The organism is Chloroflexota bacterium, assembly GCA_016887485.1.
Lineage (GTDB): Bacteria > Chloroflexota > Anaerolineae > Anaerolineales > Anaerolineaceae > Brevifilum.
This window is the reverse complement of sequence record CP069394.1, coordinates 1,844,488-1,867,446: the sequence shown is the minus strand read 5'-3', so window position 1 is coordinate 1,867,446 and position 22,959 is coordinate 1,844,488. Positions and strand designations below refer to the sequence as shown.

Annotated in this window: 23 protein-coding genes and 1 tRNA gene; 9 read left to right on the top strand and 15 right to left on the bottom strand. The window is 51.8% G+C overall.

Annotated elements, in window-relative coordinates; genetic code table 11:
- Positions 1–13 precede the first annotated feature (13 nt).
- The 3 genes from tsf to JR338_08525 all read left to right on the top strand — a co-directional run bounded on the left by tsf (position 14) and on the right by JR338_08525 (position 1,566).
- Positions 14–640, top strand: a complete 627-nt coding sequence (gene tsf, locus JR338_08535; protein QRN82469.1) for a translation elongation factor Ts — start codon at positions 14–16, stop codon at positions 638–640.
- A gap of 67 nt (positions 641–707) precedes the next feature.
- Entirely contained in the window at positions 708–1,451 is a 744-nt protein-coding gene (locus JR338_08530) for a UMP kinase (protein ID QRN82468.1), read from the top strand.
- A 42-nt stretch (positions 1,452–1,493) separates the two neighbouring features.
- Positions 1,494–1,566: transfer RNA gene (locus tag JR338_08525), tRNA-Arg, on the top strand.
- Between the two features lie 262 nt (positions 1,567–1,828).
- On the opposite strand, the gene JR338_08520 is transcribed toward JR338_08525, so the two are convergent.
- Entirely contained in the window at positions 1,829–2,560 is a 732-nt protein-coding gene (locus JR338_08520) for a CPBP family intramembrane metalloprotease (GenBank protein QRN82467.1), read from the bottom strand.
- A 317-nt stretch (positions 2,561–2,877) separates the two neighbouring features.
- On the bottom strand, positions 2,878–3,774 hold the full coding sequence (locus JR338_08515; protein QRN82466.1) for an alpha/beta hydrolase: 897 nt from the start codon (positions 3,772–3,774) through the stop codon (positions 2,878–2,880).
- 285 nt (positions 3,775–4,059) lie between these two features.
- Here JR338_08515 and JR338_08510 point away from each other — a divergent pair, with 285 nt between their 5' ends.
- Positions 4,060–4,758, top strand: coding sequence for a class II aldolase/adducin family protein (locus tag JR338_08510; GenBank protein ID QRN82465.1), 699 nt, complete (start codon positions 4,060–4,062; stop codon positions 4,756–4,758).
- Between the two features lie 15 nt (positions 4,759–4,773).
- Here the strand turns inward: JR338_08510 and JR338_08505 are convergent, their stop codons facing one another.
- Positions 4,774–5,337 carry a DUF4256 domain-containing protein gene (locus JR338_08505; protein QRN82464.1) on the bottom strand — a complete coding sequence of 188 codons (564 nt, stop codon included), beginning with the start codon at positions 5,335–5,337 and terminating at the stop codon, positions 4,774–4,776.
- A gap of 478 nt (positions 5,338–5,815) precedes the next feature.
- On the opposite strand from JR338_08505, the gene JR338_08500 reads away from it, so the two are divergent.
- The 3 genes from JR338_08500 to JR338_08490 all read left to right on the top strand — a co-directional run bounded on the left by JR338_08500 (position 5,816) and on the right by JR338_08490 (position 10,117).
- The gene (locus JR338_08500; GenBank protein QRN82463.1) at positions 5,816–7,348 is read left to right on the top strand and encodes a sulfatase-like hydrolase/transferase; all 1,533 of its coding nucleotides are present in this window, start codon (positions 5,816–5,818) and stop codon (positions 7,346–7,348) included.
- 1 nt (position 7,349) lies between these two features.
- Positions 7,350–8,561 carry an alkaline phosphatase gene (locus JR338_08495; protein ID QRN84397.1) on the top strand — a complete coding sequence of 404 codons (1,212 nt, stop codon included), beginning with the start codon at positions 7,350–7,352 and terminating at the stop codon, positions 8,559–8,561.
- Positions 8,562–8,704: 143 nt separating this feature from the next.
- Entirely contained in the window at positions 8,705–10,117 is a 1,413-nt protein-coding gene (locus tag JR338_08490; protein ID QRN82462.1) for a hypothetical protein, read from the top strand.
- 305 nt (positions 10,118–10,422) lie between these two features.
- Here the strand turns inward: JR338_08490 and JR338_08485 are convergent, their stop codons facing one another.
- The 4 genes from JR338_08485 to JR338_08470 are packed head-to-tail and all read right to left on the bottom strand — an operon-like array spanning position 10,423 to position 14,428.
- Entirely contained in the window at positions 10,423–11,400 is a 978-nt protein-coding gene (locus JR338_08485) for a hypothetical protein (protein ID QRN82461.1), read from the bottom strand.
- A 54-nt stretch (positions 11,401–11,454) separates the two neighbouring features.
- Positions 11,455–13,044, bottom strand: coding sequence for an NAD(P)/FAD-dependent oxidoreductase (locus JR338_08480; GenBank protein QRN82460.1), 1,590 nt, complete (start codon positions 13,042–13,044; stop codon positions 11,455–11,457).
- 5 nt (positions 13,045–13,049) lie between these two features.
- A complete protein-coding gene (locus JR338_08475) occupies positions 13,050–13,982 on the bottom strand; it encodes an SDR family oxidoreductase (protein ID QRN82459.1) in 933 nt (310 codons plus the stop codon).
- 8 nt (positions 13,983–13,990) lie between these two features.
- Positions 13,991–14,428 (bottom strand): nuclear transport factor 2 family protein, encoded by a 438-nt coding sequence (locus JR338_08470; GenBank protein QRN82458.1) that lies wholly within the window; start codon positions 14,426–14,428, stop codon positions 13,991–13,993.
- Positions 14,429–14,593: 165 nt separating this feature from the next.
- On the opposite strand from JR338_08470, the gene JR338_08465 reads away from it, so the two are divergent.
- Together JR338_08465 and JR338_08460 are read left to right on the top strand one after the other, a co-directional pair.
- Positions 14,594–15,571 (top strand): hypothetical protein, encoded by a 978-nt coding sequence (locus tag JR338_08465; protein QRN82457.1) that lies wholly within the window; start codon positions 14,594–14,596, stop codon positions 15,569–15,571.
- Between the two features lie 88 nt (positions 15,572–15,659).
- On the top strand, positions 15,660–16,865 hold the full coding sequence (locus tag JR338_08460) for a DUF3048 domain-containing protein (protein QRN82456.1): 1,206 nt from the start codon (positions 15,660–15,662) through the stop codon (positions 16,863–16,865).
- A gap of 164 nt (positions 16,866–17,029) precedes the next feature.
- On the opposite strand, the gene JR338_08455 is transcribed toward JR338_08460, so the two are convergent.
- The 8 genes from JR338_08455 to JR338_08420 all read right to left on the bottom strand — a co-directional run bounded on the left by JR338_08455 (position 17,030) and on the right by JR338_08420 (position 22,733).
- Positions 17,030–17,851, bottom strand: coding sequence for a phosphatidate cytidylyltransferase (locus JR338_08455; protein ID QRN82455.1), 822 nt, complete (start codon positions 17,849–17,851; stop codon positions 17,030–17,032).
- A gap of 17 nt (positions 17,852–17,868) precedes the next feature.
- Positions 17,869–18,594: an isoprenyl transferase gene (locus JR338_08450; protein QRN82454.1), complete on the bottom strand. Its 726-nt coding sequence runs from the start codon at positions 18,592–18,594 to the stop codon at positions 17,869–17,871.
- A 6-nt stretch (positions 18,595–18,600) separates the two neighbouring features.
- Entirely contained in the window at positions 18,601–19,158 is a 558-nt protein-coding gene (gene frr, locus JR338_08445) for a ribosome recycling factor (GenBank protein QRN84396.1), read from the bottom strand.
- Positions 19,159–19,308: 150 nt separating this feature from the next.
- Positions 19,309–19,608 (bottom strand): hypothetical protein, encoded by a 300-nt coding sequence (locus tag JR338_08440; GenBank protein QRN82453.1) that lies wholly within the window; start codon positions 19,606–19,608, stop codon positions 19,309–19,311.
- Positions 19,609–19,707: 99 nt separating this feature from the next.
- Positions 19,708–20,526, bottom strand: a complete 819-nt coding sequence (locus JR338_08435; protein ID QRN82452.1) for a metal ABC transporter permease — start codon at positions 20,524–20,526, stop codon at positions 19,708–19,710.
- On the bottom strand, positions 20,523–21,311 hold the full coding sequence (locus JR338_08430) for an ABC transporter ATP-binding protein (GenBank protein QRN82451.1): 789 nt from the start codon (positions 21,309–21,311) through the stop codon (positions 20,523–20,525). Before JR338_08430 ends, JR338_08435 begins: the two co-directional genes overlap by 4 nt.
- A gap of 41 nt (positions 21,312–21,352) precedes the next feature.
- Positions 21,353–22,300 (bottom strand): zinc ABC transporter substrate-binding protein, encoded by a 948-nt coding sequence (locus tag JR338_08425; protein ID QRN82450.1) that lies wholly within the window; start codon positions 22,298–22,300, stop codon positions 21,353–21,355.
- Complete coding sequence (locus JR338_08420; protein QRN82449.1) at positions 22,293–22,733, bottom strand: transcriptional repressor; 441 nt, start codon at positions 22,731–22,733, stop codon at positions 22,293–22,295. Before JR338_08420 ends, JR338_08425 begins: the two co-directional genes overlap by 8 nt.
- Positions 22,734–22,959 lie beyond the last annotated feature (226 nt).

The following is a 22,959-nucleotide window of genomic DNA, read 5'->3' as shown; positions in this document are numbered from 1 at the left end:
AAGAAAAGTAAAGATGGAAATTACCACTGAGATGATTAAGGAACTGCGAGAGGCCACCGGTTGTGGTATTCTCGATTGCCGGGCTGCCCTGCGAGATGCTGACGGTGATTTTGCCAAAGCCGGCGATATTCTGCGTGAAAAAGGCTTGGCCAAAGCTGCCAAACGCGCTGGCCGTGAGGCTTCCGAAGGTGTGATCGAAGTTTACACCCACGGTGACGGTCAGATGGCTGTTATGCTTGAGATCAACTGCGAGACCGACTTTGTTGGTCGTTCCGAAGGCTTCCGTGAGTTGGCGCATGAGCTGGCACTGCAGATTGCTGCTGCCAACCCGCTCTATCTGACCGAAGATGAAATCCCCGAAGAAAGCCTGAAGCACGAGGCTGATATCGCCGCTGCCCGGGCTGCTGAAGAAGGTAAACCCGAGAAGATCATTCCAAAGATTGTTGAAGGTTTCATCAAGAAATATAAAGAGGAAAATGTTTTGCTCAACCAGGCTTATATCCGGGACGGCAGTAAGACCGTTCAGGACCTGATCAATGAGCAGGTTGCCAAGTTGGGCGAGAAAGTCGTCGTCCGGCGGTTCGTTCGCTGGGCGCTGGGTGAAGAATCCGGCGAAGCGGAAGCTGAAGAAGAAGAATAATAACACCGAGGCCAACCAAAAGGTTGGCCTTATTTCTATCCACCTACTATTGGACCCTGGAGGTGTTATGGCAGATAAATTGGAAAATGGCTTGATCTATAAGCGAATCCTGCTGAAGTTGAGCGGTGAGGCCCTGGCTGGTGAGGGCGGCACTGGGATTGACCCCGCCAAAGCGAATGATATCGCTGAACGGGTCAAATCCGTGCACGAGATGGGCGTTGATGTTGCCATTGTGATCGGTGCAGGCAACCTCTGGCGCGGCAGCAGCGGCAAACATGCCGGGATGGACCGAGCCACAGCAGATTATATGGGCATGCTGGCAACAGTGATGAACGCCCTGGCGCTGATGGATGCACTGGAAAGGGTCGATGTGGAAACCCGGGTGCAGTCCGCCATTGAAATGCGCTCAGTGGCAGAGCCCTATATCCGGCGTCGGGCGATCCGGCACCTGGAAAAAGATCGGGTCGTGCTCTTCGGTGGCGGCACCGGTAACCCCTACTTCTCCACGGACACAGCCGCTGCGCTGCGGGCTATGGAGATCGGCGCAGATGTGGTCATCAAGGCCACCAAGGTGGACGGGGTCTTTGATAAGGACCCGGTCAAGTTTGATGATGCTCAGAAGTTTGATCATCTTAGCTATATCGAAACCCTAAACCGCCGTTTGCAGGTGATGGACAGCACAGCCGTCTCGCTCTGTATGGAAAACAAGCTCCCGATCTTGGTGCTCAATTTGTGGGATGTGGAAGCCCTGCCAAATGCGCTGCGCGGCGAGGCCGTCGGTACATTGGTAAATGACGTTGATGAACCTTGACCTGTTGCGTGATATGGACTAGAATTTAACGCCTGTAAGAAAGCCCTCGTAGCTTAATGGATAGAGCAACTGCTTGCGGAGCAGTAGGTTGTGCGTTCGAGTCGCACCGAGGGTACACGAACCGCTCAGGATTGATCCTGAGCGGTTTTTGTTTATGATCCAGTTCCCCACTAGGCACAAGTTGGATGATTTACCTGATTTTCAGTTAGATTCCTAAAGAATTTTTCGCAAAAAACGTTCGAGTCGCAGTTTTTATTTTTTCTCAGCCCAATCTCACTACCATCCTTGCTTGGATTGTATTGGATTATAGCCAAAGCTTGTATTTGGAGCGTGGTCCTAGCAGGTCTGTGTCGATGTTGGATTGGATAAGTCAATTTTTAAATCATCTTTGTAATGAATACCACTCCTATGAAGAAATCTATCGAATTTATTAAGCAATGTGCAATTATTCCAAGGTAGATATTCCGTTTCCTCATCACTACATAAGCCAATGGTAATACCCCAAATATTCTAGAAACGATCATCCACGGTGACCACAAATGGTAAACAGCAAATAAAGTCGTGTGAATAATTAATTGATGCTTCTTTAATTTTTTTGGCATTCTAGGTAATAAATAACCCCGAAAGTAGAGTTCTTCAACGGTTGGCACTATTAAAACGACAAATAGAAGAACAAAAACATATGTGATAATCAAATTAGTTTTTAAATAATTAGTACTCAGCCCCATATCTATACTTGGTATCCCACTAAATATTTCTTGGTGGAAAAATTCTGAGACCGGCCCTAACCCTCCCATGATCAGCCCAGATGCAATGACTATTACGAATACCCAAAGGAAATATTCCCAAATTTCCAATGGCTCAAAATACCTGACGATTTCACCAAATAGTTTTTGTTTATTTTTTCTACTCTGATAGATCAATACACCTAATTGAATTGGAACGAGAGTAAAAATTCCAGCTAGGATCAGTGCTACTATTGAAGGGAATCCCAAGTCATTTACAAGGTCTACTGTTAAGAAGTATACAATTCCGCCGAGGATACCTGGAAGCAAATGCCAGAAGATTGACTGCCAAAGTGAATGTTCTTTGATTTCTTCAGTAATCATGGTTTTCTTCTCTCATGTTCTATTGTTCATTATTTTGGTCGCCCAACAGGGAATTCGTCTCGGGCTAAGTATGTCCTTGCACCATTTTACTCTCATCTAAGCATGAAGAGAAGATTCCGCCCAGTCAAGTAACGCCAGTGTTCCTTGACGATTTCATTTATTCAAACTAAGATTCTGAACAAGTAACACGATTGAGCTTTATTTTCCCCTAGAAATAGGGAAGGGTTTCGTTCGGAACACGTCGCCTTAGGGGTACACGAACCGCCCGAGTTTATCTCGAGCGGTTTTTTAATTCTAATAATTGAGGATAAGTTGATTCAGGAGGCACTTCCCAGCAGAAGTTTTTTACAGAACTCCGCCATCTCATCCAGTGATTGCTTTGCCTGGGGCAGTGAGAGGAATAGCTGCCAGACATGCCACATGCGGGGATAGATTTCCAGCCGCACGTCAACACCTGCAGCCTCTGCTGCCCTGGTGAAATGAATAGCGTCCTCGCGCAAGATTTCTTCATCACCGGTAAACAGCAGAATGGGCGGCAGACCTTTGAGGTCACCAAAAATGGGGGAGATGAGTGGATTATGTGGATCCTGACCAGCCAAATAAGCCTGAATGTAAAAGTCCATTGCTTTGGGTGGCAGCATGGGATCCTTAAACCCTTCACGCCTTTTGGCCTCCGGGGTCATGTCAGTGATTGGGGAGAGGCAGACTGCAGCAGCGGGGAGGGGATGGCCTTCTTCGCGCAATTTAAACTGAATGGCGAGGGTCAGGCTTCCACCGGCTGAATCTCCTGCAATTATCATATTATGAGGCTTGGTCCCTTGTCTCAGCAGCCATCCATAGACTGTCACACAGTCATCCAGGGCGGCCGGGAAGGGGTGTTGCGGTGCGGTTCGGTAATCCACCATCAATAGCCGGAAGCCCAGTTTCTTTGCCAGATAGGCCCCCATTTGCAGGTGAATTGGGGTTTGTCCGTAAACGAAGCCGCCGCCGTGAAGATAGAGCAAGACCTGGTCCGGGTTGAAGTTTTGGGGGATGAGCCAATCACAGGGCACCCCGTCAGCGCTGATGACCTCTTGGGTTATATCGGGTTCGAGTTCGACTTTGGTTGTGCCAATTTTGTTAAGCCTGTTTGCCAATGCGGGCGAGAGAACGTTTTGCATCATGCGAATGAAACGTAAACTTGCTCGAATCTTGCGCTCAGAAGAAGAGATCATCACGGATTCAATATCCTTTGATAAGTTGATTTAGAAGAACGAGACGTAAATGGTTGTTTTTGAGTTTGGTTGTCTACGATTTTTGCCAACTTTTATTATATGTTTTAATTTAATGCCGATATCGACTAATTATTATTGCGGTGAGTAATTCCTGGTTGCAGAGAATAATGATGTCCAATAAAATCTGATTAACATTAGCACTCCCCCATTTTTGTGAAGAACCTCGACATGGATAAACTGCCCAACTATAATTTTTCATGAAAAACTTTTATTCGGAGGCGAAAAATGGATTCCATCCAGATAGTACGGGAACAAATTGTTCAAACCACCCAAGGATTGGTCCGAAAAGGATTTTTGATGGCGACTGGGGGTAATGTCTCAATGCGCATTCCGGGACAGGATAGGTTTGCCATTACGCCCTCAAATTTTGACTACATGCAGATGAAATCAGGGGATGTCTGTGTCCTTGATTATGATCTCAACCCAATTGCAGGAAAGCATAAGCCTTCCATTGAGAGTGGGATGCATGGTGCCATCTACCAGGTGCGGCCGGATGTGAATGCCGTTATCCATACCCACCAGGTCTATGCCAGTGCCTTGGCGTTAATTGATGCGCCAATCCCCACCCTGTTTGATGAGCAGGCCCTTTTCCTAGGCCCCAGTGTGGACATCATCCCTTATGCCTTTTCTGGAACTGACGAATTGAAGAATACCATAGCCAATCATGTGCAAAATGTCAGTAACGCTTTCATCATGAAGAATCATGGGGCTTTGATCTTTGGGTCTACTATGGAGCGAGCGGTTCATAACGTGGCGATTTTGGAGAAATGCTCGCTGGCTTATCTGCTGGCCCTTTGTACTGACCATGAAGTGAGTGAGGTTCCGCTCGCTATCCGGGAGATGGTCATTGCCAAGATCCGTCGAGATCAGAAAAAAGTGGTAACTGGCCAAGGTAAAGTTGACAGCAAAGCACCTAGCCATTAGGAATTTGCTATTTACTCACACCCGCAGCGAGGCCCTGAACCCACGAGCGCTGTAATAGGAATCGGCGCCGTTGTGATAGACGAAGACGGTGTCGAAGCGCCGGTCACAGAACAGCGCGCCGCCCAGGTTACGGACTTTTGCGGGGGTCAACACCCAGCTTGAGGTCTTGAGGTCAAATGCCCCCAGTTGTTCGAGTGCGCGATATTCAGCTTCCGACAGAAGTGTCACCCCCATCTCATCCGCCATGCCCATAGCGCTGCCCGCAGGCTTGTTCTTCTTGCGGGCTTCCAGCGCAGCCTGGTCATAACAGAGCGCTCTGCGGCCCTCGGGGCTTTCCGGCACGCAGTCGGTGAAGATCACCTCACCGGTGTCAGCATCCAGGTCTACCACGTCCGGTTCACCTCCGGTGCGTTCCATCTCATTCAGTGACCATAGTTTCTCCGGGTGAGCTTCCAGCCGGGTTTGCACGTCGGCCCAGGTGATGCCCGCGTGGCGGGTGGGGTTGGCCTCAAAGCGGGCCTGTAATGTATTAAACAGTTCAGCCTGTTGGGGAGTGGTTAACTTCATTTCTGGGGACATATCATTCACCTCTAGTAATAATTTCGTCTGATTAATAAGGACTAAATTCATATTCCCGACAAGCCTTCCCCATGAGGAGAAGGTGGCACGAGGTGCCGGATGAGGTGAATATTCAATTTTTACCACATCATCAGTCTGCGAAGCAGACAGCTTCTCCTCGAGGAGAAGCCTTAATTACCAATATGGCTCTCAAATCTGGATGAAAGCTCTCCAGAATTGGCCGAACATTTCTACTTGATTCGCAATATTCAATCTGACAAAAAAATCAAATTGCCTCAAAATTTTTTTTGCTTATTTTAGAGGTTCGGGGTTTCAAGTGGGAGACAGGTGCATTATTTAACCCCAGCATACCCTTTTAGGTGTTGATTTACAACGCGTAAAAGCGATTAAACCATCCCACAGGGCTATTTGAAGGGATTGAGGACTGACAGTATAATAATTTTCAGTCGAAACCTCACCAGCGCACAAGGACTCACAGGTGAACAAAGCAAAGTGGTATGAATATCTCACGCCAGTCTTATTAGCCGTATTCCCAATTCTTTCTCTCGCGCAAAACAACGTTGATTTTGTCAATATCCCAGCGCTCTACCGGCCATTGCTCATCACACTGGGCGTCACGGCGGTTTTTTATCTGCTCTATTTCCTATTCCTCCGGGATCCGATCAAGGCGGGGTTGCTTTCGGGGATTTTAGCCTTCCTGCTGCTTTTTTATGGCAACCTTTATCTGATATTAACGGCGCGTTTGGGCGATGTGGTGAATCATCGCTGGTTGCTGCCTGTTATTCTGGCCCTCTACCTGCTGATTGTCGGGCTGATCATCTTCAAGGTCAAAGATGCCCGCGGCCTGAATTCGGCCGTTGAGCTGGGCGTTGTAGCGATCATTGGCTATCTGGCCGTATCGATTGGGATCTATGAATACAAGGTCTATCACACCCAGGCAAGCCTGGATGAGGATAGCGCACCACTGGCCTCCGCCCTTTCCGCAGAGAGCATTGCCAACCTGCCGGATATCTATCTGATCCTGGTGGATGGGTATACCCGATCGGATGTGCTCGAGGAGGTTTACGGGCTGGATAATTCCGAGTTTGTCAGCGAGCTGGAAGACCTCGGATTTTGGGTGGCGGATTGTTCCACTTCAAATTACCCGATCACCTATCTCTCCACCGCATCCATGTTTGGGCTGGATTACCTCCATCACCTCTATGAGGACAGCGATCATCTTGTGCTGCCGCCTTTGAATGAGAGCACGGTCTTCAAGACGCTTAACGATCATGATTACCAGACGATCACCTTTCAGAATTTCGTCTTTGCCCACTTCAACATCAACGATGACATCCGCTATGCCCGAGAGGGCACCTTCACCGGCAGCATCACAGAGTTTGAGCGGCTGATTGTGGATACCTCCATCCTGCGGATTCTGATCGATATGGATGGCGCTTTCCCGGATGCGTGGGCCTATCCTTTTGACGACAACCTCTATCTGCGCCACTACCGCGATACTCTCTACGCGCTGGATACCCTGCCAACCCTGCCGGAAGTGGAGATGCCCGGTAATAAATTCGTCTATGCCCATTTATTGGTCACGCATGACCCCTTTGTGTTCCATACGGATGGTACGTTCAATGACACCAAGTCGATCACCCCGGAAGAATACGTCGAATCGGTCGAATATATTGATTCGGTCCTCCCAGCGATTTTGGAGGAGATCATCGCAAAATCCGATAAGCCGCCGATCATCATCGTCATGGGCGATCACGGCGCAATTGTCAAGGGGCGGCCGATCGAGGAACGCTTTGAGAACCTCTTTGCCATCTATACGCAGGGGACTGACCCGGTGGATGCTGGATTTTATGACGGTATCTCGCTGGTGAATGTCTTCCGCCTGCTCTTCAACGACCTCTTTGGCTCGGACTATGGGCTGCTGAACGACCGCAGTTATGACGTTTGGCAGACCTATGACCTCGCCGATATCGACGCACTGGTGAAAACCCTCTGCAGTCCCCAGGATTGATATGAAAAAAACCTTCTACCTGCTTTTACTGGTCCTGATGCTCTCAGGATGTGTTGCTCCTACGCCGCAAATCAACGCCACCGCCACGGAAACGTCCGTTGTGACCGAAGCCCCCACGCTTCCCGTCACGCCCCGTGAGCGGCCCCGGATCATGCTCTTTATTGGCGATGGGATGGGTGCGGAGCACCGCCGGGCCGGGCAGTATTACTCGCTGGGCGAGGTGCGCAAGCTGGCGATGAATTCGCTGGATGTCTCCGGCTGGCTGAGCACCGAATCTTATGGCGACACGCTGCCCGATTCGGGCGCATCGGCCACCGCGATGGCCACCGGTGTGCTGACCGATATCGAACGGATCGGGGTGGACCCGGACGGCAACACCCTGACGTCCATTTTGGAGATCGCGCAGGCCCAGGGGATGTCGGTGGGACTGGTCTCCACCAAGTACATTACCGATGCCACTACCGCCGCCTTTGCCACGCACGTCTATGAAAGTTCGATGCGAGATGAGATCGCTGAGCAGATGCTGGAACATGGCGTGGATGTGATCCTGGGCGGGGGCGAGGATGACTTCCTGCCCACCAAAGAGACGGGCTGTTACCCCGAGCTGGGCAACCGCACCGATGGGCGCAATTTGGTCACGGAAGCGCAAGACGCGGGCTATGTCACCATTTGTGACGCGGCGGGCCTGGCTCAAATTGACCCGGCTACGGATACCAAGGTGCTGGGGCTGTTTGCCGATGAGAACATGGAGCGCCCCTATTCGCCCACGCTGGCGGAGATGACCGAGACCGCGATTGCCATTTTGGACCAGAACCCCAACGGATACTTCCTGATGGTGGAAGGCGCGATGATCGACATCGCCAGCCACTTCCATGAATCACAGAACGTGATGGATGATGTGATTGGCTTTGACGAGGCCGTGGCAGTGGGGGTGGCGGCGGCAGAGGGGGACGAGAACACGCTGGTGATCGTCACCGCCGACCACGAGACCGGCGGCCTGGTGGTGAACTATGACCCGACCGGCACCGTGGATGAGGGCGGCCCCTTCCAGATGCCCAATGGGACCGAATTCTGGATCACCTGGCATTCCGGTGACCACACCTACGCGCACGTGCCCGTCACGGCCCTGGGTGACGGCGCCGAGGCCTTTATTGGCTTGCATGAGAACACCTTTGTGTTCGAGGTGATGCTGCGGTTTATGGGGGTGGAGTAGGGGGGGAATTGGATTGAAAACAAAATAAATAAGAATATATTATAATAATATATGATATTCGTTTAGTTATATTGATTAATTTCTTATGGTTATGATAAAATTATTTCTGTATTCTTTCTAAATAAAAGGCAGGGTGGAATCAAATGGGTGAAATTCAAGATCAAATAGATTTAGATTACGATTTTGTTCAATTATTATTTTTATTAAATGGTTACCCAGCGCCATTATCGCTTGAATTATCAGATGATTCTATTTTTCATAACTTTCCTGAAGAGGGTATGGGGTTTAGTCAATTTAATGAATTGCAGTTGCTTTTAGGTTATAAACTAGTATCAAGAACCTTTTTTCAATACCTTTTGGATGGCACTGTTGAAATTAAAGATGAATTTTTCCTATCTTTTAGTGAATTTGCATTAGCCGTAACTAGATTTAGAAAGCTTGCGCTGTTAAGTTATGGGAATATCCAAAATGCATTTAAGATTTTTTCTACCGATTCAGATGTTCTATACGATTGGCTGGTTATTACAGAGCCAATTGATGAGGAAGAATTTGAAAATCGGCATGAACCGATCAATCCTGTAAACCCGATTGATGGAAGGGAGACATATTATTTAGGACATTTGACTCAAAACCAACTAAAACAGTCATTATTAGATAATCCCGACGATGTAGAAATTCAGCGGGAGTATGATTATTCCCAGGAAATTGTTCAGAAAGGTAAAAGAAATTATCAAGCTTATTTAACATCTGACCATCTTGATGTATATATTGCAACCTCTATGCGGCTTAGAGAAGAATATTTCTTTATAAATAAATGGGTGAAGGAAATTTTTAATTTCGGTGATATAAAAAGATTAAAATTGAGATGGTTTGATCCTACACAGGCATTCTGCGAAAGCCGTATAGATAAAGGCCTTTTTGAAGCATTGATGTTAAAGAGGGCAAAATGTACTCTTTATTTTGTTCAAGAATCTGACACTTTGGGCAAAGACTCTGAGTTGGCATCGACCTTGGCACAAGGAAAAACAGTAATCGCATATGTGCCTAGAATTGATGATGATTATATGATTGAGTTTCTGAAGAATTTAGGGGAGTTGTACCCAAGGAAAACTCAAGAAGAATTAGTGATGGATAAAATCAAAGAATATAAACCTCAATTAGCATGGGAAGATGAACAAGTTCAAGCTTGGGTAGATAATTCAAACTCGGTTTCGCTCGAGTTGGCTAAAAGAAAACTGAAAGAAATTATTGGCGAGAAATATGATGCTCGTGCTTCACTATTGAGTGAAAAACATCCTTTGGGTATCCAAGTATTTTTAGAGAGGGGAGTAGCAAATGGAGTATTGGTTGTTCGAGATTTAAAATCTTGTGCTAAAATAATAAAGGCAGTAATAACGAAAAACTTAGAATTTAAGCTAGTGACCCATAATGAGTCTGTCGATCAACAAGATTTATATTTAATCGAGACAACATCAAATTGTATTTATCGATTAGCAACTGGTGATCAATTATTAACAAATACTTTTTGGAATTACTATATAACTCCAAGAGAATAACAGAATTGAGAAATTATGTGCAATAGAGATTATGCTCTTAAACATTCGAGTCCCTATGACTTAGGTTCAGTATCTGCTGTAAACAGAGATTTCCGTTACCCCTATAGTCCTGACTTACGCAACTCAAGAATTAATGTCCAAATAAAAATTAAAAGAGAGTGTAATACTGAGGTTCTTTCTAAGAAGAAATGATGATTTTATGAATTTGACATATTGATATTCCTGAACAAATTCAGGATTGTTTCAAGATGTCAATCTGAGTAAATATGGAAGCCTTGAAATTAGGCTTCCTTTTTTGTTCAGCTTCAATTGAGTCCCAACAACTCCCTACTTCCCCTCCTAATCACCCCCTGCACATCCTCCCAATTCCGATCATCCGCTGTGGCGGCTTCCAGCGCGCGCATCCCATCCGCTGCGCCCTGGCTCTCCAGCCACGCGCTTATATCCGCCACGATCTTCCCCGCCGCGTAGGCATGGCTGTTGCCTTTGTTCGCCAGGTCGGCGGAGGCCAGCAGCGATTTCAGGAAGGATGAATCGGGGTAGTAGATCAGCTCCACCAGCTTGGCGCGGTATTCCAGTTCCCAGGATTCCAGCTCGCCCCTTCTAAAGTCGGCGTGGTGCTGCGCTTCGTGCTTTAGGAAGGAGATCTGGAAGCTGGGCTGGTCGAGCTTGCCGGCATAGACCTTGCGGACGCAGTAGAGCCCCTCGTCCTTGGCCCAGCCGCCTGCGCCCACCTCGCCATCCGAGAGCCAATCCAGCCAGCTGCGCATCAGGAAGCCGTCCATCCAGAAGACGGTCACGGTCTCGGTGCCCGAGGGGATCTCCACGGCGTAATCGGTGCGGGTGGTTTCCTGCCAGATGTAGGGCCCATAGTGGCTGCCGGTGGTGCCGCCCAGGAAGTGCCAGCCCGCAGCCTCAAATGCGGCTTTGGCAGTTTCCTCGAGTGCGTCCAGGTCTGCGCCGGGCTGGTCGAGGATCTCTCGCATTTGCACGGTCAGCGTTTCGCGGGCAGTTTGTTCCAACTCGTCCAGAGATGAGTCCGCGGGGGTGAAGCAGGTCTGGAAATAACGCTGATAGGCGTTGAGGATCGCGTCCAACGTGGCGTCCCCGGTGGCGAAGGGTTCGGGGTCGCTCAGCTTGCGGCGCAGCGCATCGGCCATGCCCGTCTCACCGCACGCGTCCAGATAGGCCAGGGTGCCGGGGATATCGAGCCGCACGAGCAGCCCGACGTAATCAGATCGGTTATAGGTGGGGGTGTGTTCGGTTGGTTTGGCTTGGGTCATGACAGCTCCGGTTCGTTGCGCGGGGGTTGCTGCCATTATAAGCCGAATGGCGCTTTATTTCCCCTTACGCAAGGCCTTGACCGCCGCATCTGCCGCCAGCTTGCCGGTCAGGATCGAGATCGGCAGCCCGGAGGGGCTGTAGGTCCACTGGCCGGCTTGCCAGACATCCGGGATGGGCGTCTTGCTGGCGCTGTAGATCTTGGGCAGGCGGTGTTCGGCGGGCATCGGGTGGTTGGTGAAGGACCAGCCGGTGATCGCACCGTCCGCGTTGCCGGAATAGCGTTCGACCGTCAGCGGGGTGGCGGAGAAGCGCTGCACGATGGCCTTGGCCAGCCCGGGGTAAATGCTGCCATCCAGCGCCTGGGTGATCCGCTCTTCAACGAATTTGGCGAATTCATCATACCAACCCGCGTCGAAGATGGCTTTGGTCAGGCCGTAATCAAAGAGCACGCTGACGATCAGCCCGGTTTTGCCTTCCGGCGCCAGGCTGGCATCTCGCAGCACGGGGATCGCGATCTCATAGGTGGTCAGCTGGAGGAAGTCCGCCAGCCACTGCTTGACGGTTTCCTTGTCACCGGTGACAGGCCAGGGCCCGGCCGCGGATTGTCCCTTGCGGCTGGGGGTGTAGAAGAAGTGCTCCGAGGCGATCTCGCTGAAGAACGATTTATCCAGGTCCACACCGAGGTAGATGGTGAGGATTGAATCATTGCCGGTTTTGTCTTTGATGGCGTTCCAGCGGTCATTAATTGCCGTGCGAACTTTGCTGTCCTGTAGTCTGCTGGTGTCCATCTCCCGGTAGAGCGTCTTTTGGTCTGCGGCCCAGATCAATTGCTCATAGTGATAGACCGTCCCGCTCTCGTCGGTCAGGGTTTTCTCGGAGGGGTCAATGGATTGGATCGCGGTGTTCAGCCGGATCTCGCCGCCGTGCTCGCCGATATAGTCCACCATCTGCTGGATCAGTGTGCCGGTCCCACCCCGGGGGTAGTGATAATCCAGATAGAGCTTGATGTAGGAGAGGGCGAAGAAAGCCGGTGTCTCAGTGAAGAAGTGCTGGGCGATGATATCCACCAGGGCGTCATTGTCGGTGTATTGACGCAGGAAAGCTTCCACGGGGGTGTTGAGCGCTTCGATCTTCTTGAACTTGGCGGCGTACTGGAACATCCAGGGCACGACCTTGGTGGCAAAATACTGCCAATCCTCTTTGGGATCGAGGAAGGCGGGGTTCTTGATGCGGTACTGGATATCCATATAGCCCATGATGCGCTTCATCTGGGCTGTGATCTGACGGATATCGTCGGCACTTTCGGGGTAGAGCTCAATCAGCAGCGCTTCATAGGCGGCGAGGTCTTCCTCCGCCGTCACCTGGATTATCTTATCCTCAATCCCCAGGGTGATCCTGTTGGGGGCGAAATCAACATTCAGGCCGAGTGCATCCAGCATGGGGAAGAGCACGCCGGAGTCCTCGGTGGCGCGGATGCCGCCATCATAGGTGAAGCCGTCCCGCGTAAAGGTGGTGACCAACCCGCCGCAGCGATCCTGTTTTTCGATCAACAGGGGCTGGTAGCCGTCCTTTGCCAGGAATGCCGCAGCGGTCAGCCCGGCCATCCCGCCGCCAACGATGATGTAATCGCGCTTATCCGTCATACCGTTTATTCCTCCTTCAATGGCAGGTGGGGCAGCCCGGTCAGCTCCTCGCTGACGGCCCACACCCGCTTACCGAGTGCCCGGTCCATTGCGTGGGGCATCGGCGTCTCTTCATTGGTTTTATTATAAAATTTCCCGCTCACGTTCTGCATTTCTGGCGCGGCGAGCAGATAATAGATCGCTTCACCGGAGACCTCCGGCTTCTGCAGGAACGGTCCCAGGATAAATCGTTGATAAGTTCGGTAGAGCCAGCCGTTGTCCATGCCGATCTGGGTTCGCACTGCGCCGGGGTGCATCGCGTTGACAGTCACACCTGTGCCGGCCAGCAGGTCGTTCAGCTCCCAGATGGTGAGCAGCTGGGCGGTTTTGGCCGCGCCATAACCTTGCAGGCCTTTGTAGCGGCGCTTAGCCCAGTCCAGGTCGTCCAGGTCCAGCCCGCCGAAGCGGTGGCCCTCAGAGTTCACATAGAGGATCTGGGCGGGTGCGCTGGCAAGGATCCGGTCCAGCAGCAGGCGGGTCAGCAGGAAGGCGGCCAGGTGGTTCACGCAGAATACGGTCTCGAAGCCAGCCTCCGTGAGCGTGCGGTGGGTGCGGTGCACTCCGGCGTTATTGATCAGGACATCGATGCGGGGGTAGTGTTCAAGTATCTCATTGGCGGCCCGGCGGACCTCGTCCAGGCGGGTGAAATCAGCGAGGACGACACTAACATTAACCCCGAAGGCGTCAGTCAGTTCCTGGCGGACGGTTTCGCCCTTTTGCGGGTTGCGGCAGACAAGCACAATATCTGCCCCAGCCTGGGCCAGCCGTTTGGCGGCCTGATAGCCCACGCCGGAGGTCGCGCCGGTGATGATGCAGATTTTGCCATCCATCCGCGCGTTGGTGTTTTTTTGCGGCTTGAGGGCATTGGCCATAAATTGAAGTTCATCGGGCAGCGGCATGGGGCCTCCTAGCCAAAGCGTTTGCGCAAGAAGCGGCGGTAGAGGGGCTTGAAGCGGGGGATGCCGTTGAAGATATCACCCCACAGGTCGAAATAATCCCGCTGGGCGATGATCCGGTTGTCCTCCGCGAAGGTCAGCTTGCTGGCACCGTAAACGGGCGTGCTGGGATAGCGTTTGAACATCATGGTCATCGTCCACTGCAAAAAAGCGGTGTTGCCCTCCACAAGTACGGATTCGATATCCATATTGAGCTGTTCGCAGCGATCGGTGAGCCTTGCGCACATGGCTTTGAAGTCTTCGATCCCCTCTATGCGCTGGATGCTGTCCTGAAAGACAATCTCCTCGTGATAATAGGGGAAGAGATGCGACCAATCCGGTTTTCCCTCAGTGTTGTAGGTCTTACTCCATAATTCACGGATTTGTTCGGCGGTCAATTTTTCCAACATGATCAAACCTCACATTTCGATTCGATGGGACTATGGTGTCATCTAATCTATTGTATATATTTTACAAAAATTTTATCGGTTTTGTCTAAGGTTTATTGTACTCACTCTCCTGGCCGATACGATATAATCCAAACATCAAGCGAGATGAATCGAAGAGGAGGCAGCATGTTGATATGTCAGGTGAAGCGGGGAATGGCGATTTTTGCATTCCTGCTGCTGGCTGTCATGGTGCTGACCCTTTTTGGCTTCACAGTCTACGAAGCCTGGACCGCACACTGGCTGGGGGGTGTGGTCTCATCCATCATTTTGGTTGGTGTGGGGCTGGGCGTCTTTTGGGAGGGGAAGGCTGTTTTCTCAGCCCAGCCAAGTATAAACTCATTACGGAAATCGGTACTGGAGGTCGTGGCTGTGTTGATAGGCGGTGTCGCAGCCTATACCCTGGCGCATGATGTCGGCCTGGGTCCCGTTGTGGCCGCCAGCCTGGTGGGGATTGCGGCTCACCTGATTGTGCCAAAATTGAGTGCAGCGGTGTACGCCGGAGCGTTTGTGGGGATGACCTCTGACCTGCTTCTTTTAACCCATGTCGAGGTGCTGTTAGCCTCGCTGACTTCCGGGGTGGTCTTTTATCTGACCAAACCGGTCTTCCCGGGGGTGGGCGGCAAGCTGGGTACCATCGCCCTGATCGGCACCACGCTGATGAGCCTCAGCCTGCAGCGGATATTCCTGATCGCACCACTGCCGGATTTTCAGACCTCATTGGAAATCATCGTTATCGCGTTGATTGCCACGCCGCTGACATTTTATCTCAGCGAGGCTCATGGGAATGGCCCTGTGCTGGCATCCAGCGTGGTCGGGATGATCAGCGGGTTATTACTGCACGTGATCTACCCCGAGATGGGGACGAACCTTGCAGTGGTGGCGATCTGTGCCAGCTTCACGGGGATGTCCAGCAAAGAGCGGCTGCCAACTTTCGGGATGGTCCTGTTGGTGGCGCTTTCCACGGGGGTGGCCTTTATCTTTAGCACGCCGCACCTGGGCGGGGCGGGTGGCAAGCTGGGGACGATTGCGTTCGGGTCGGTGCTGGCAGTGACAGGGTTCCAGCAGTTTTTCCGGGGGAAGATCAAAATAAAAGCGAATGAATAGGGGAGCGTGTCTTTTATGGTAAAGGGTTTATCCCCTTATGGAGTAAGATGATAGCGGGTACTTCAAACAAACCCTCAAGGTGATCTCTATGCGTTGGAAAACCGGAACCACATTCCTCATATTATTGCTGTTATTCCTGACCGCCTGCACGACGGTGGGCACAGGCGTTCCTAATCCCTATCTGGAAACGCCCAATGGCACCGCGACCCGTCAAATTGAATCGCTGCTGGAAGGGGATTTTATGACCGAAACGCCCCAGGCTTCAGCGACCTTTGCCCCCGGCTTCACCCCCTCACCAACGATCACCCAGGTGCCTGCCACCTATTACTACTTTGACCAGGGGGTTGATCCACTCACGGGACTGGCTGCGGATGAAGCCAATCTGGACCGGCGGCCGGTGATGGCGAAGGTTTCCAACTGGCCGCGGGAAGGACGCCCACATGCCGGGCTTTCCAGTGCGGATATCGTCTTTGAATACTATATCGGCTACCAGATGAACCGGTTCCTGGCGATTTATTATGGGGAAAACAGTGCTGAGATCGGCCCGATCCGCTCGGGACGGCTGGTAGATGCCCAGTTAACCAACCTCTACCAGGGGATCCTGGCCTATGGCAATGCGGATGCAAGCGTTGATGAAGTCCTGATCGAGAGACTGCATGACCGTGCACTGGCCTATAAGAACCTGCCCTGTCCGCCGATGTGCGGCTACCTGACCCACTCCGCCACCGGGGTGTTTCTCGATTCCGCCGATTTGACGACCTATGCCGAGGGACTTGGTGTGGATAATTCAGTGCAGGACCTGCGCGGGATGTATTTTGAGGACGCAGCACCCGCTGGGGATGATGTGGGATTGATCCTGCGGGTGGAATATGCTAATTTCAGTATCATGGAATGGCGCTATGATCCCGAGAGCGGCACCTATCGGCTCTGGCAGGAAGCGGAAATTGAGAACGGCCTGGTCTTGGCCCCCACCACTGACCGCAACACTGGACGGCGGTTGGCATTTGAGAATCTGGTGGTGATGTTTGCAGATTATATCGAGTATGCGCCCTCACTGCATGATATTGCCATCGAGACCTTGCGAGCGCCGCAGCAAGCCTGGTTCTTCCGAGATGGAGAGTGGGTCGAGGGGACCTGGCGTGTGCCGGAACCAAACCGCCCGATCATTTTTGAGATGGAACCGGGCCAGTCGATGCCCTTCAAACCGGGTCAGACCTGGATTGTGATTGTGGGAAACAGCTCAACTATCGAGAAGCCCGCCCAGGGCGAATGGACGATCTTCTTTGGGTTGTGAGGATCCCCTTCCCCCGACCCTTCCCCTTGCCAAGGGGAAGGGAGACCTGCGGAGCAGGTGGGTAGGGGTAAAATTTTTGATTAGTTATTTGTTGAGTTATTTGGAAACGAGTGAAATTACTCAATGAATGATAATTTAATCTTTTGGATTATTTTAGGGGGTGTTTATGCAAGCCCGAAGATCAAAACCAGATAATATCCTAGCAGCGCACCCCAAATCCAGGTATCGATTCTATCCAATATGCCGCCATGACCGGGGATCAGATTGCCGGTGTCTTTCTCGCCGGCGGTCCGCTTGAAGAGGCTGATCAACAGGTCGCCCACGGGAGTGATCAACCCGGCAGCTAACCCGATGAGGGCCCCAAACCAGAGGGGCGTTTCTGCCGGCAGCCAACCAACCGTCTGCCAGAGCAGGATCAACAGGGGGCCGCTCACTGTACCAAATATGGCTGCACCCAATAAACCCATCCAGGATTTCTTGGGGCTGAGTCGTGGGCACATCTTGACCTTTCCCCACCAGCCCCCGAAGTAATACCCGCCGGAATCGGCCAGCCAGACAGCGGGCAGCGCGGTGAGCATCCAACCGCGGCCATCCGCCAAGGTGCGCAGGTCAAAGAGGTAGCTGCCGATCCAGCCGACGTAGAGGATGCCACTGAGGGTGATGCCAAAGTTCAAGGCAGCGTGTTCGTCTCCTCTTTCATATTGGATGAGGGAAACTACGGCTGATGCGAAAATCAGGATGGAGAGTATATGTCCGTGAAGGGGTTGAGGCAGGAACCAGCGAACCAGGATCGTTCCACCAACCCCGATTAGCATCAGGACTAATGAAGGGCTGCTGCCGATTTTTGTGAACAATCGCCAATATTCAAAGGTGGCCGCCAACAGCACCGCGGCAAAGAACAGGTTGAATACCCATCCCCCAAAATAGATAGTGATTAAAACAAGCGGCGTAAAAACCAACGCCGCTTTTACTCGTTGCGATAACATAATTTCCTTATCAAAGCTTAGGTCTCGTTGAGCCCGCCAAACCGGCGGTCCCGATTGCCAAATTCAACAATTGCATTAGCCAATTCCACCTTATCGAAATCCGGCCAATAGACTTTGGGGAAATACCATTCTGAATAAACCGTCTGCCAGGTCAGGAAGTTGCTGGTGCGCTGTTCACCGGAGGTTCGGATCACGAAGTCCGGGTCCGGAATGCCTTCCGTGAACATATAGGCGCTCATGAGGTCCTGATTGACCTTCTCGGGTTTGACCTGATCTTTGAGCATATGCTTTACCGCGTGGACGATCTCATCCCGGCCGCCATAATTGAAAGCCAGCACGATGGTGATCCGGTTGTTGCCGCTGGTCATTTCAACCGCATTGCGGACCTTTTCCTGAAGTTTCGGTGGCAAGCCATCCAGATGACCGATGTGGATCAATCTGGCCCCCTGTCTGTGCAATTCAGCAGCTTCCTTGTCGAACACTTCCGCCAGGATCTTCATCAGCCCATCCACCTCGGATTTTGGCCGGGACCAGTTCTCGGTGGAGAAGGCATAAAAGGTCATATATTGGATGCCAAAATCGACGCCGGCTTTGATGATCGCGCGCAGGTTTTCTGTCCCGGCGCGGTGACCGGCCAGGCGTGGCAGCCCGCGGGCTTTGGCCCAGCGGCCATTGCCATCCATAATTATGGCGATGTGTTGGGGAACTCGTGCAAAAGTCTGGGGGTTTTCTTCAGGGGTCATCAGGCGCTAGACTTCCATGATCTCTTTTTCTTTGGCCTCACCGATGGTCTCAACTTTTTCGCTGAGCTTATCGGTCAGGTCCTGGAGGTCCTTCTCGCCCCGTTCCTGATCGTCTTCGGAAATCAGGCCTTCTTTTTCGAAGTCGCGCAGGTCACGGATCTGGTCGCGGCGAATGTTGCGGATCTTGACGCGGGTTTCTTCCATGCGGTTATGCAGGATACGCACCAGTTCCTTGCGCCGTTCCTCGGTGAGCTGGGGCAGCGAAAGACGGATTGCTTTACCGTCGTTATTGGGCGTCAGCCCCAAATCAGAGACCATGATGGCCTTTTCGATGTCTTTCAGCGAGGCCGGGTCAAAGGGACGGATCAACAGCATGCGCGGCTCAGGCACACTGATCGAAGCAAGTTGGATCAAGGGGGTGCTGGAGCCGTAATAGTCCACAGGAAGACGCTCAACCAAGGCTGGTGAGGCCCGCCCGGTACGAATACCGGACAGATCGTCCTCGAGGGTGTCCAATGCAGATTGCATTCTTTCGGCGGCTTCGCGCAAGATATCTTTTATCATCATGTGCCTCCTTTTAGTTTATTCCCTTATCTAGGGTATTAAGCATACAACAAAAAATTAAACTCGTCCACCTCCAGGGTCATTCTGCTGACAAACTGAACGCCCTGTGGTGGCAGGGCGTTCGGTTCCATCTCGTGGATGTGGGTCGTTTTATGGTTGGGCAATCAGCCATTCGATGATTTGGGCTTTTTCGTCCTCAGAGAGGACCGCACCTTTTTCAATCATGTGGTCAATGACATCGGACCAGCCACTCTCATCGTAGTTGGCGTTATAGATAATGCTGGTGTTATGGCAGCCGCTGCATCGTTCTTCGATTAGCGCTTGGGTGGGATCTTCGGTAGGTGTGGCCGGACTGTCGGTGCTGACGGGGGTTGCGGTGTTGGAGCAGGCTGAGATCGCTACGACTAAGAGGGCCATCAATAAGATGCTAAAAATCAAGGTCTTCTTCATGGATTACCTCCAGACTCCTGTTTACGGATAAAAACGTCTCTCAACAATTTAATTATAGTTGAAATTTTATAAAAACCATAATTCGCAGGTGAAGGGTTCCTATTCGTCCGGGCAGCGTTTACAGAGACGCCGCACCAGGAGGGCGATCAAATAAGCAGCGCCTGCCACCAAAATGATGGTTGCCCCGGAGGTCAGGTTGAAGGCATAGGATAATAACAGGCCGCCGGTGGTGAAAACCACACTTAGGCCGATTGCCAGCCACATGATCTTGCCCATGTTCTTGAGGAAGAGAGACCCAATGGCAGCCGGCACGGTCAGCAGGGCGATGATCATAATCAGCCCTACAACACGCATCAACATGACCACTGCCAGACCGATCATGGTCACCAGGATCACATAGAGCAGATCCACTGGAATATTTCGGGTTCGGGCGAAGGATTCGTCAAAGGCGGTAGCCTGGAACTCTTTGAAGAACAGGAAAGTAACACCGATCACGATGACATCCACGATCAACATCAGCCAGAGATCCGTCTGGGTGACGGCCAGGATGCTGCCAAAGAGATAACTCATCAGGTCGGATTTATAGCCGGGGGTCAGGTCGGTGAAGATGATGCCAATGGCCATGCCGATGGCCCACATCACACCGATCAGGGTGTCAGGCCGCTGGCGGGTTTTGCGTTGGATATAGCCCATTAAAAGGGAGGCGCCCAGGCTGAAGGTCAGTGCGCCGAGGATGGGGTTGATCCCGAAATAGAAGGCCATCCCGATCCCACCATAGGCGGTGTGGGCGACGCCGCCGGAGATAAAGACCATCCGTTTCAGCACTACCAGGGTGCCGATCACGCCGCAGGCCAGGCTCACCAGGATGCCAGTTGCGAAGGCATTTTGCATAAAGGTATAGCTCAGAATGCCGCTCATGAATGGCTCTCCTCGTGGGGTGCCAGCACCCGATGGGGTAGGCCGTGGGCGATCAGATCGACCGGGCAGTTATAGCCGGCCTGGAGCATATCCGTCGTGATCTCTTTCTCACCGTGATAATGCAGGGTCCGGTTGAGGCAGCCGATGGTCTTGACATAGCTGGAGATCACGTTCAGGTCATGGGAGATCAGCAGGATGGTCACACCCTGCTCATTGATCTTATGAAGCAGCTCATAGATCTGGGCCCGGGCTTCAACATCCACGCTGATGGTGGGCTCATCTAATAGTAACAGTTCCGGTTCACTGGCCAGGGCCCGGGCGATATAGACCCGCTGGCGCTGACCGCCGGAAAGTTCCCGCAGGGGAGAATTCTTCAGGGCGGATAACTGCACCATATCCAGGCAGTTATCCACGATTCGATCGTCCTCAGCGGAATAACGCTTGAAGAGGTGTTTGGGACTCAGCCTGCCCATCAGCACCACGTCATGGACACGGATGGGAAAGTCGGCATCAAAATAGGTGAATTGGGGGACGTAGCCGATATGGCGGCGGCCCTTATCCGGTGATTGACCCATCACTTCAATCGTGCCATATTTGGGCTCGAGCAGGCCGAGGATCACCTTGAAGAGGGTGGTTTTCCCGCCCCCATTTGGTCCAATCAGACCAATGAAATCATCCGATTCAACGGTCAGGCTGATGTCCTTCAGGACCATTTCGTCATTATAGCCAGCCGAAAGGTCCCGGATATCGACCAGGGGGATGGCTTGTGGGGGACGGGTTGTCATAGCATCACTCGTTTCTAACCAATATTCTGAATACTCTAATTCTACTGCTGACCAAAGGATTCGGCTAAAGCGTTGGCAATTGTGCTCAAGTTTCCCAGCCAGTCTTCGGCCAGAGGATCCGCAGCGGCAACCGTGCCGTCGATTTCCTGCGCGAGCGCTTCAGCGCTGGCGCTGTTGAAGGAAGGCTGCAAGAAGATCACTTTTATTTCTCTGGCACGGGCGATATCCACCAGATCGGCCAGTTCACTGGCGCTGGGGTCCTGCCCACCGACCTGAACAGCAATTTGTTGCAGGCCATATTGTTTGGCGAAATAACCCCAGGCGGGGTGGAAGACGATGAAGGATTGGTTCTGATCATCTGCGAGCGTTTCCTGAATTTGGGCATCCAGAGCGTCAATATCGGCGATGAGCGCGTCATAGTTATTCTGAAAATTCGCTTCGTGTTCGGGGACAATGGCAATCAGGCCGTTCAGCATGTTTTCGGCGATGATCTTACCGTTTTCGGGTGAGAGCCAGACATGCGGGTCCAGCCCGCCTTCTTCGTCATGATGGTCGTCTTCGGAGACCGTCTGAGCGCCGACTTCGGCAATTGAGGTGGCCACGGGAATGCGGTCGATGCCTTCCGAGGTGTCCACAACGAGCATTTCAGGATTGGTCTCTTCGAACTTTGGCAACCAGACATCTTCATATTCCACGCCAATGCTGAAGAAAACGGGAGATTCGGAGATGGCGACCATCTGTTCCGGGGTCGGTTCATAGGAGTGAGGTTCCTCCCCTGGGCCAACCATCGTATTGATGTTGACCCAGTCACCACCGATCCGTTCGGCAAAATAGGCAAGCGGTACGATGCTGACCGTGATGTTGACCTGGTCTGTGTCCTGAGCGGCAGGTGTTGAGGTGGATTGGCAAGCTCCGAGCACAGGCACGATTACCAGCGCGAGCAGGGTGAAAAGCACTAGAGGTTTGATGGATTTTTGAAGTTTATACATTTGCTAGCGCCTCTTTCTGTTCTTGTTGGCAATTTGGACAGAGGCCATAGAGCTGCAGCATGTGACCGTCGATGGTGAAGCCGGTTTCTTTTTGAATGCGGTTCACCAGGCTGGAAAGGTCTTCTCCGCCGCTGAACTCCACTGCCTGGTCACACTCCCGGCAGATCAGGTGATGATGATGCCCCGGGGAGGCAAGGACATAGCCGTGACAGCCATCCGCGCTGTGCACCTTGCGAACCATAGCCAGTTCCATCAGGATATCCAGGGTCCGGTAGACCGAAACCAGCCCAATTTCCTGGTGGGCTTCGAGAGACTGTTGGTGAATGGTCTGTGGTGAGAGCGGCACGTTGGTATTCTCCAGAATGGAGAGAACCACCTGCCGTGGGCGGGTCATACGCATGCCTTCTTCGTTTAATTTCGTTTGCAAGTCCATAAGTTGTCCTTATTGAAAATCATTTTCAATAAGGAGTCTATTCCATTGAAAAAAGAAAGTCAAGGTGGTTTTGGATAATGGGTGGAATAGGGTTGGGTTGAGGGGGTTAAAAAAAGAAACCCCCGGCCGGCGTAAACCAGGGGCAAGGAATATTCAATATGAATGGGTGGGCTCTCAGGCCCAGAAATTAATTATAGCATAATTCTATGCAAACACAATTATCGTC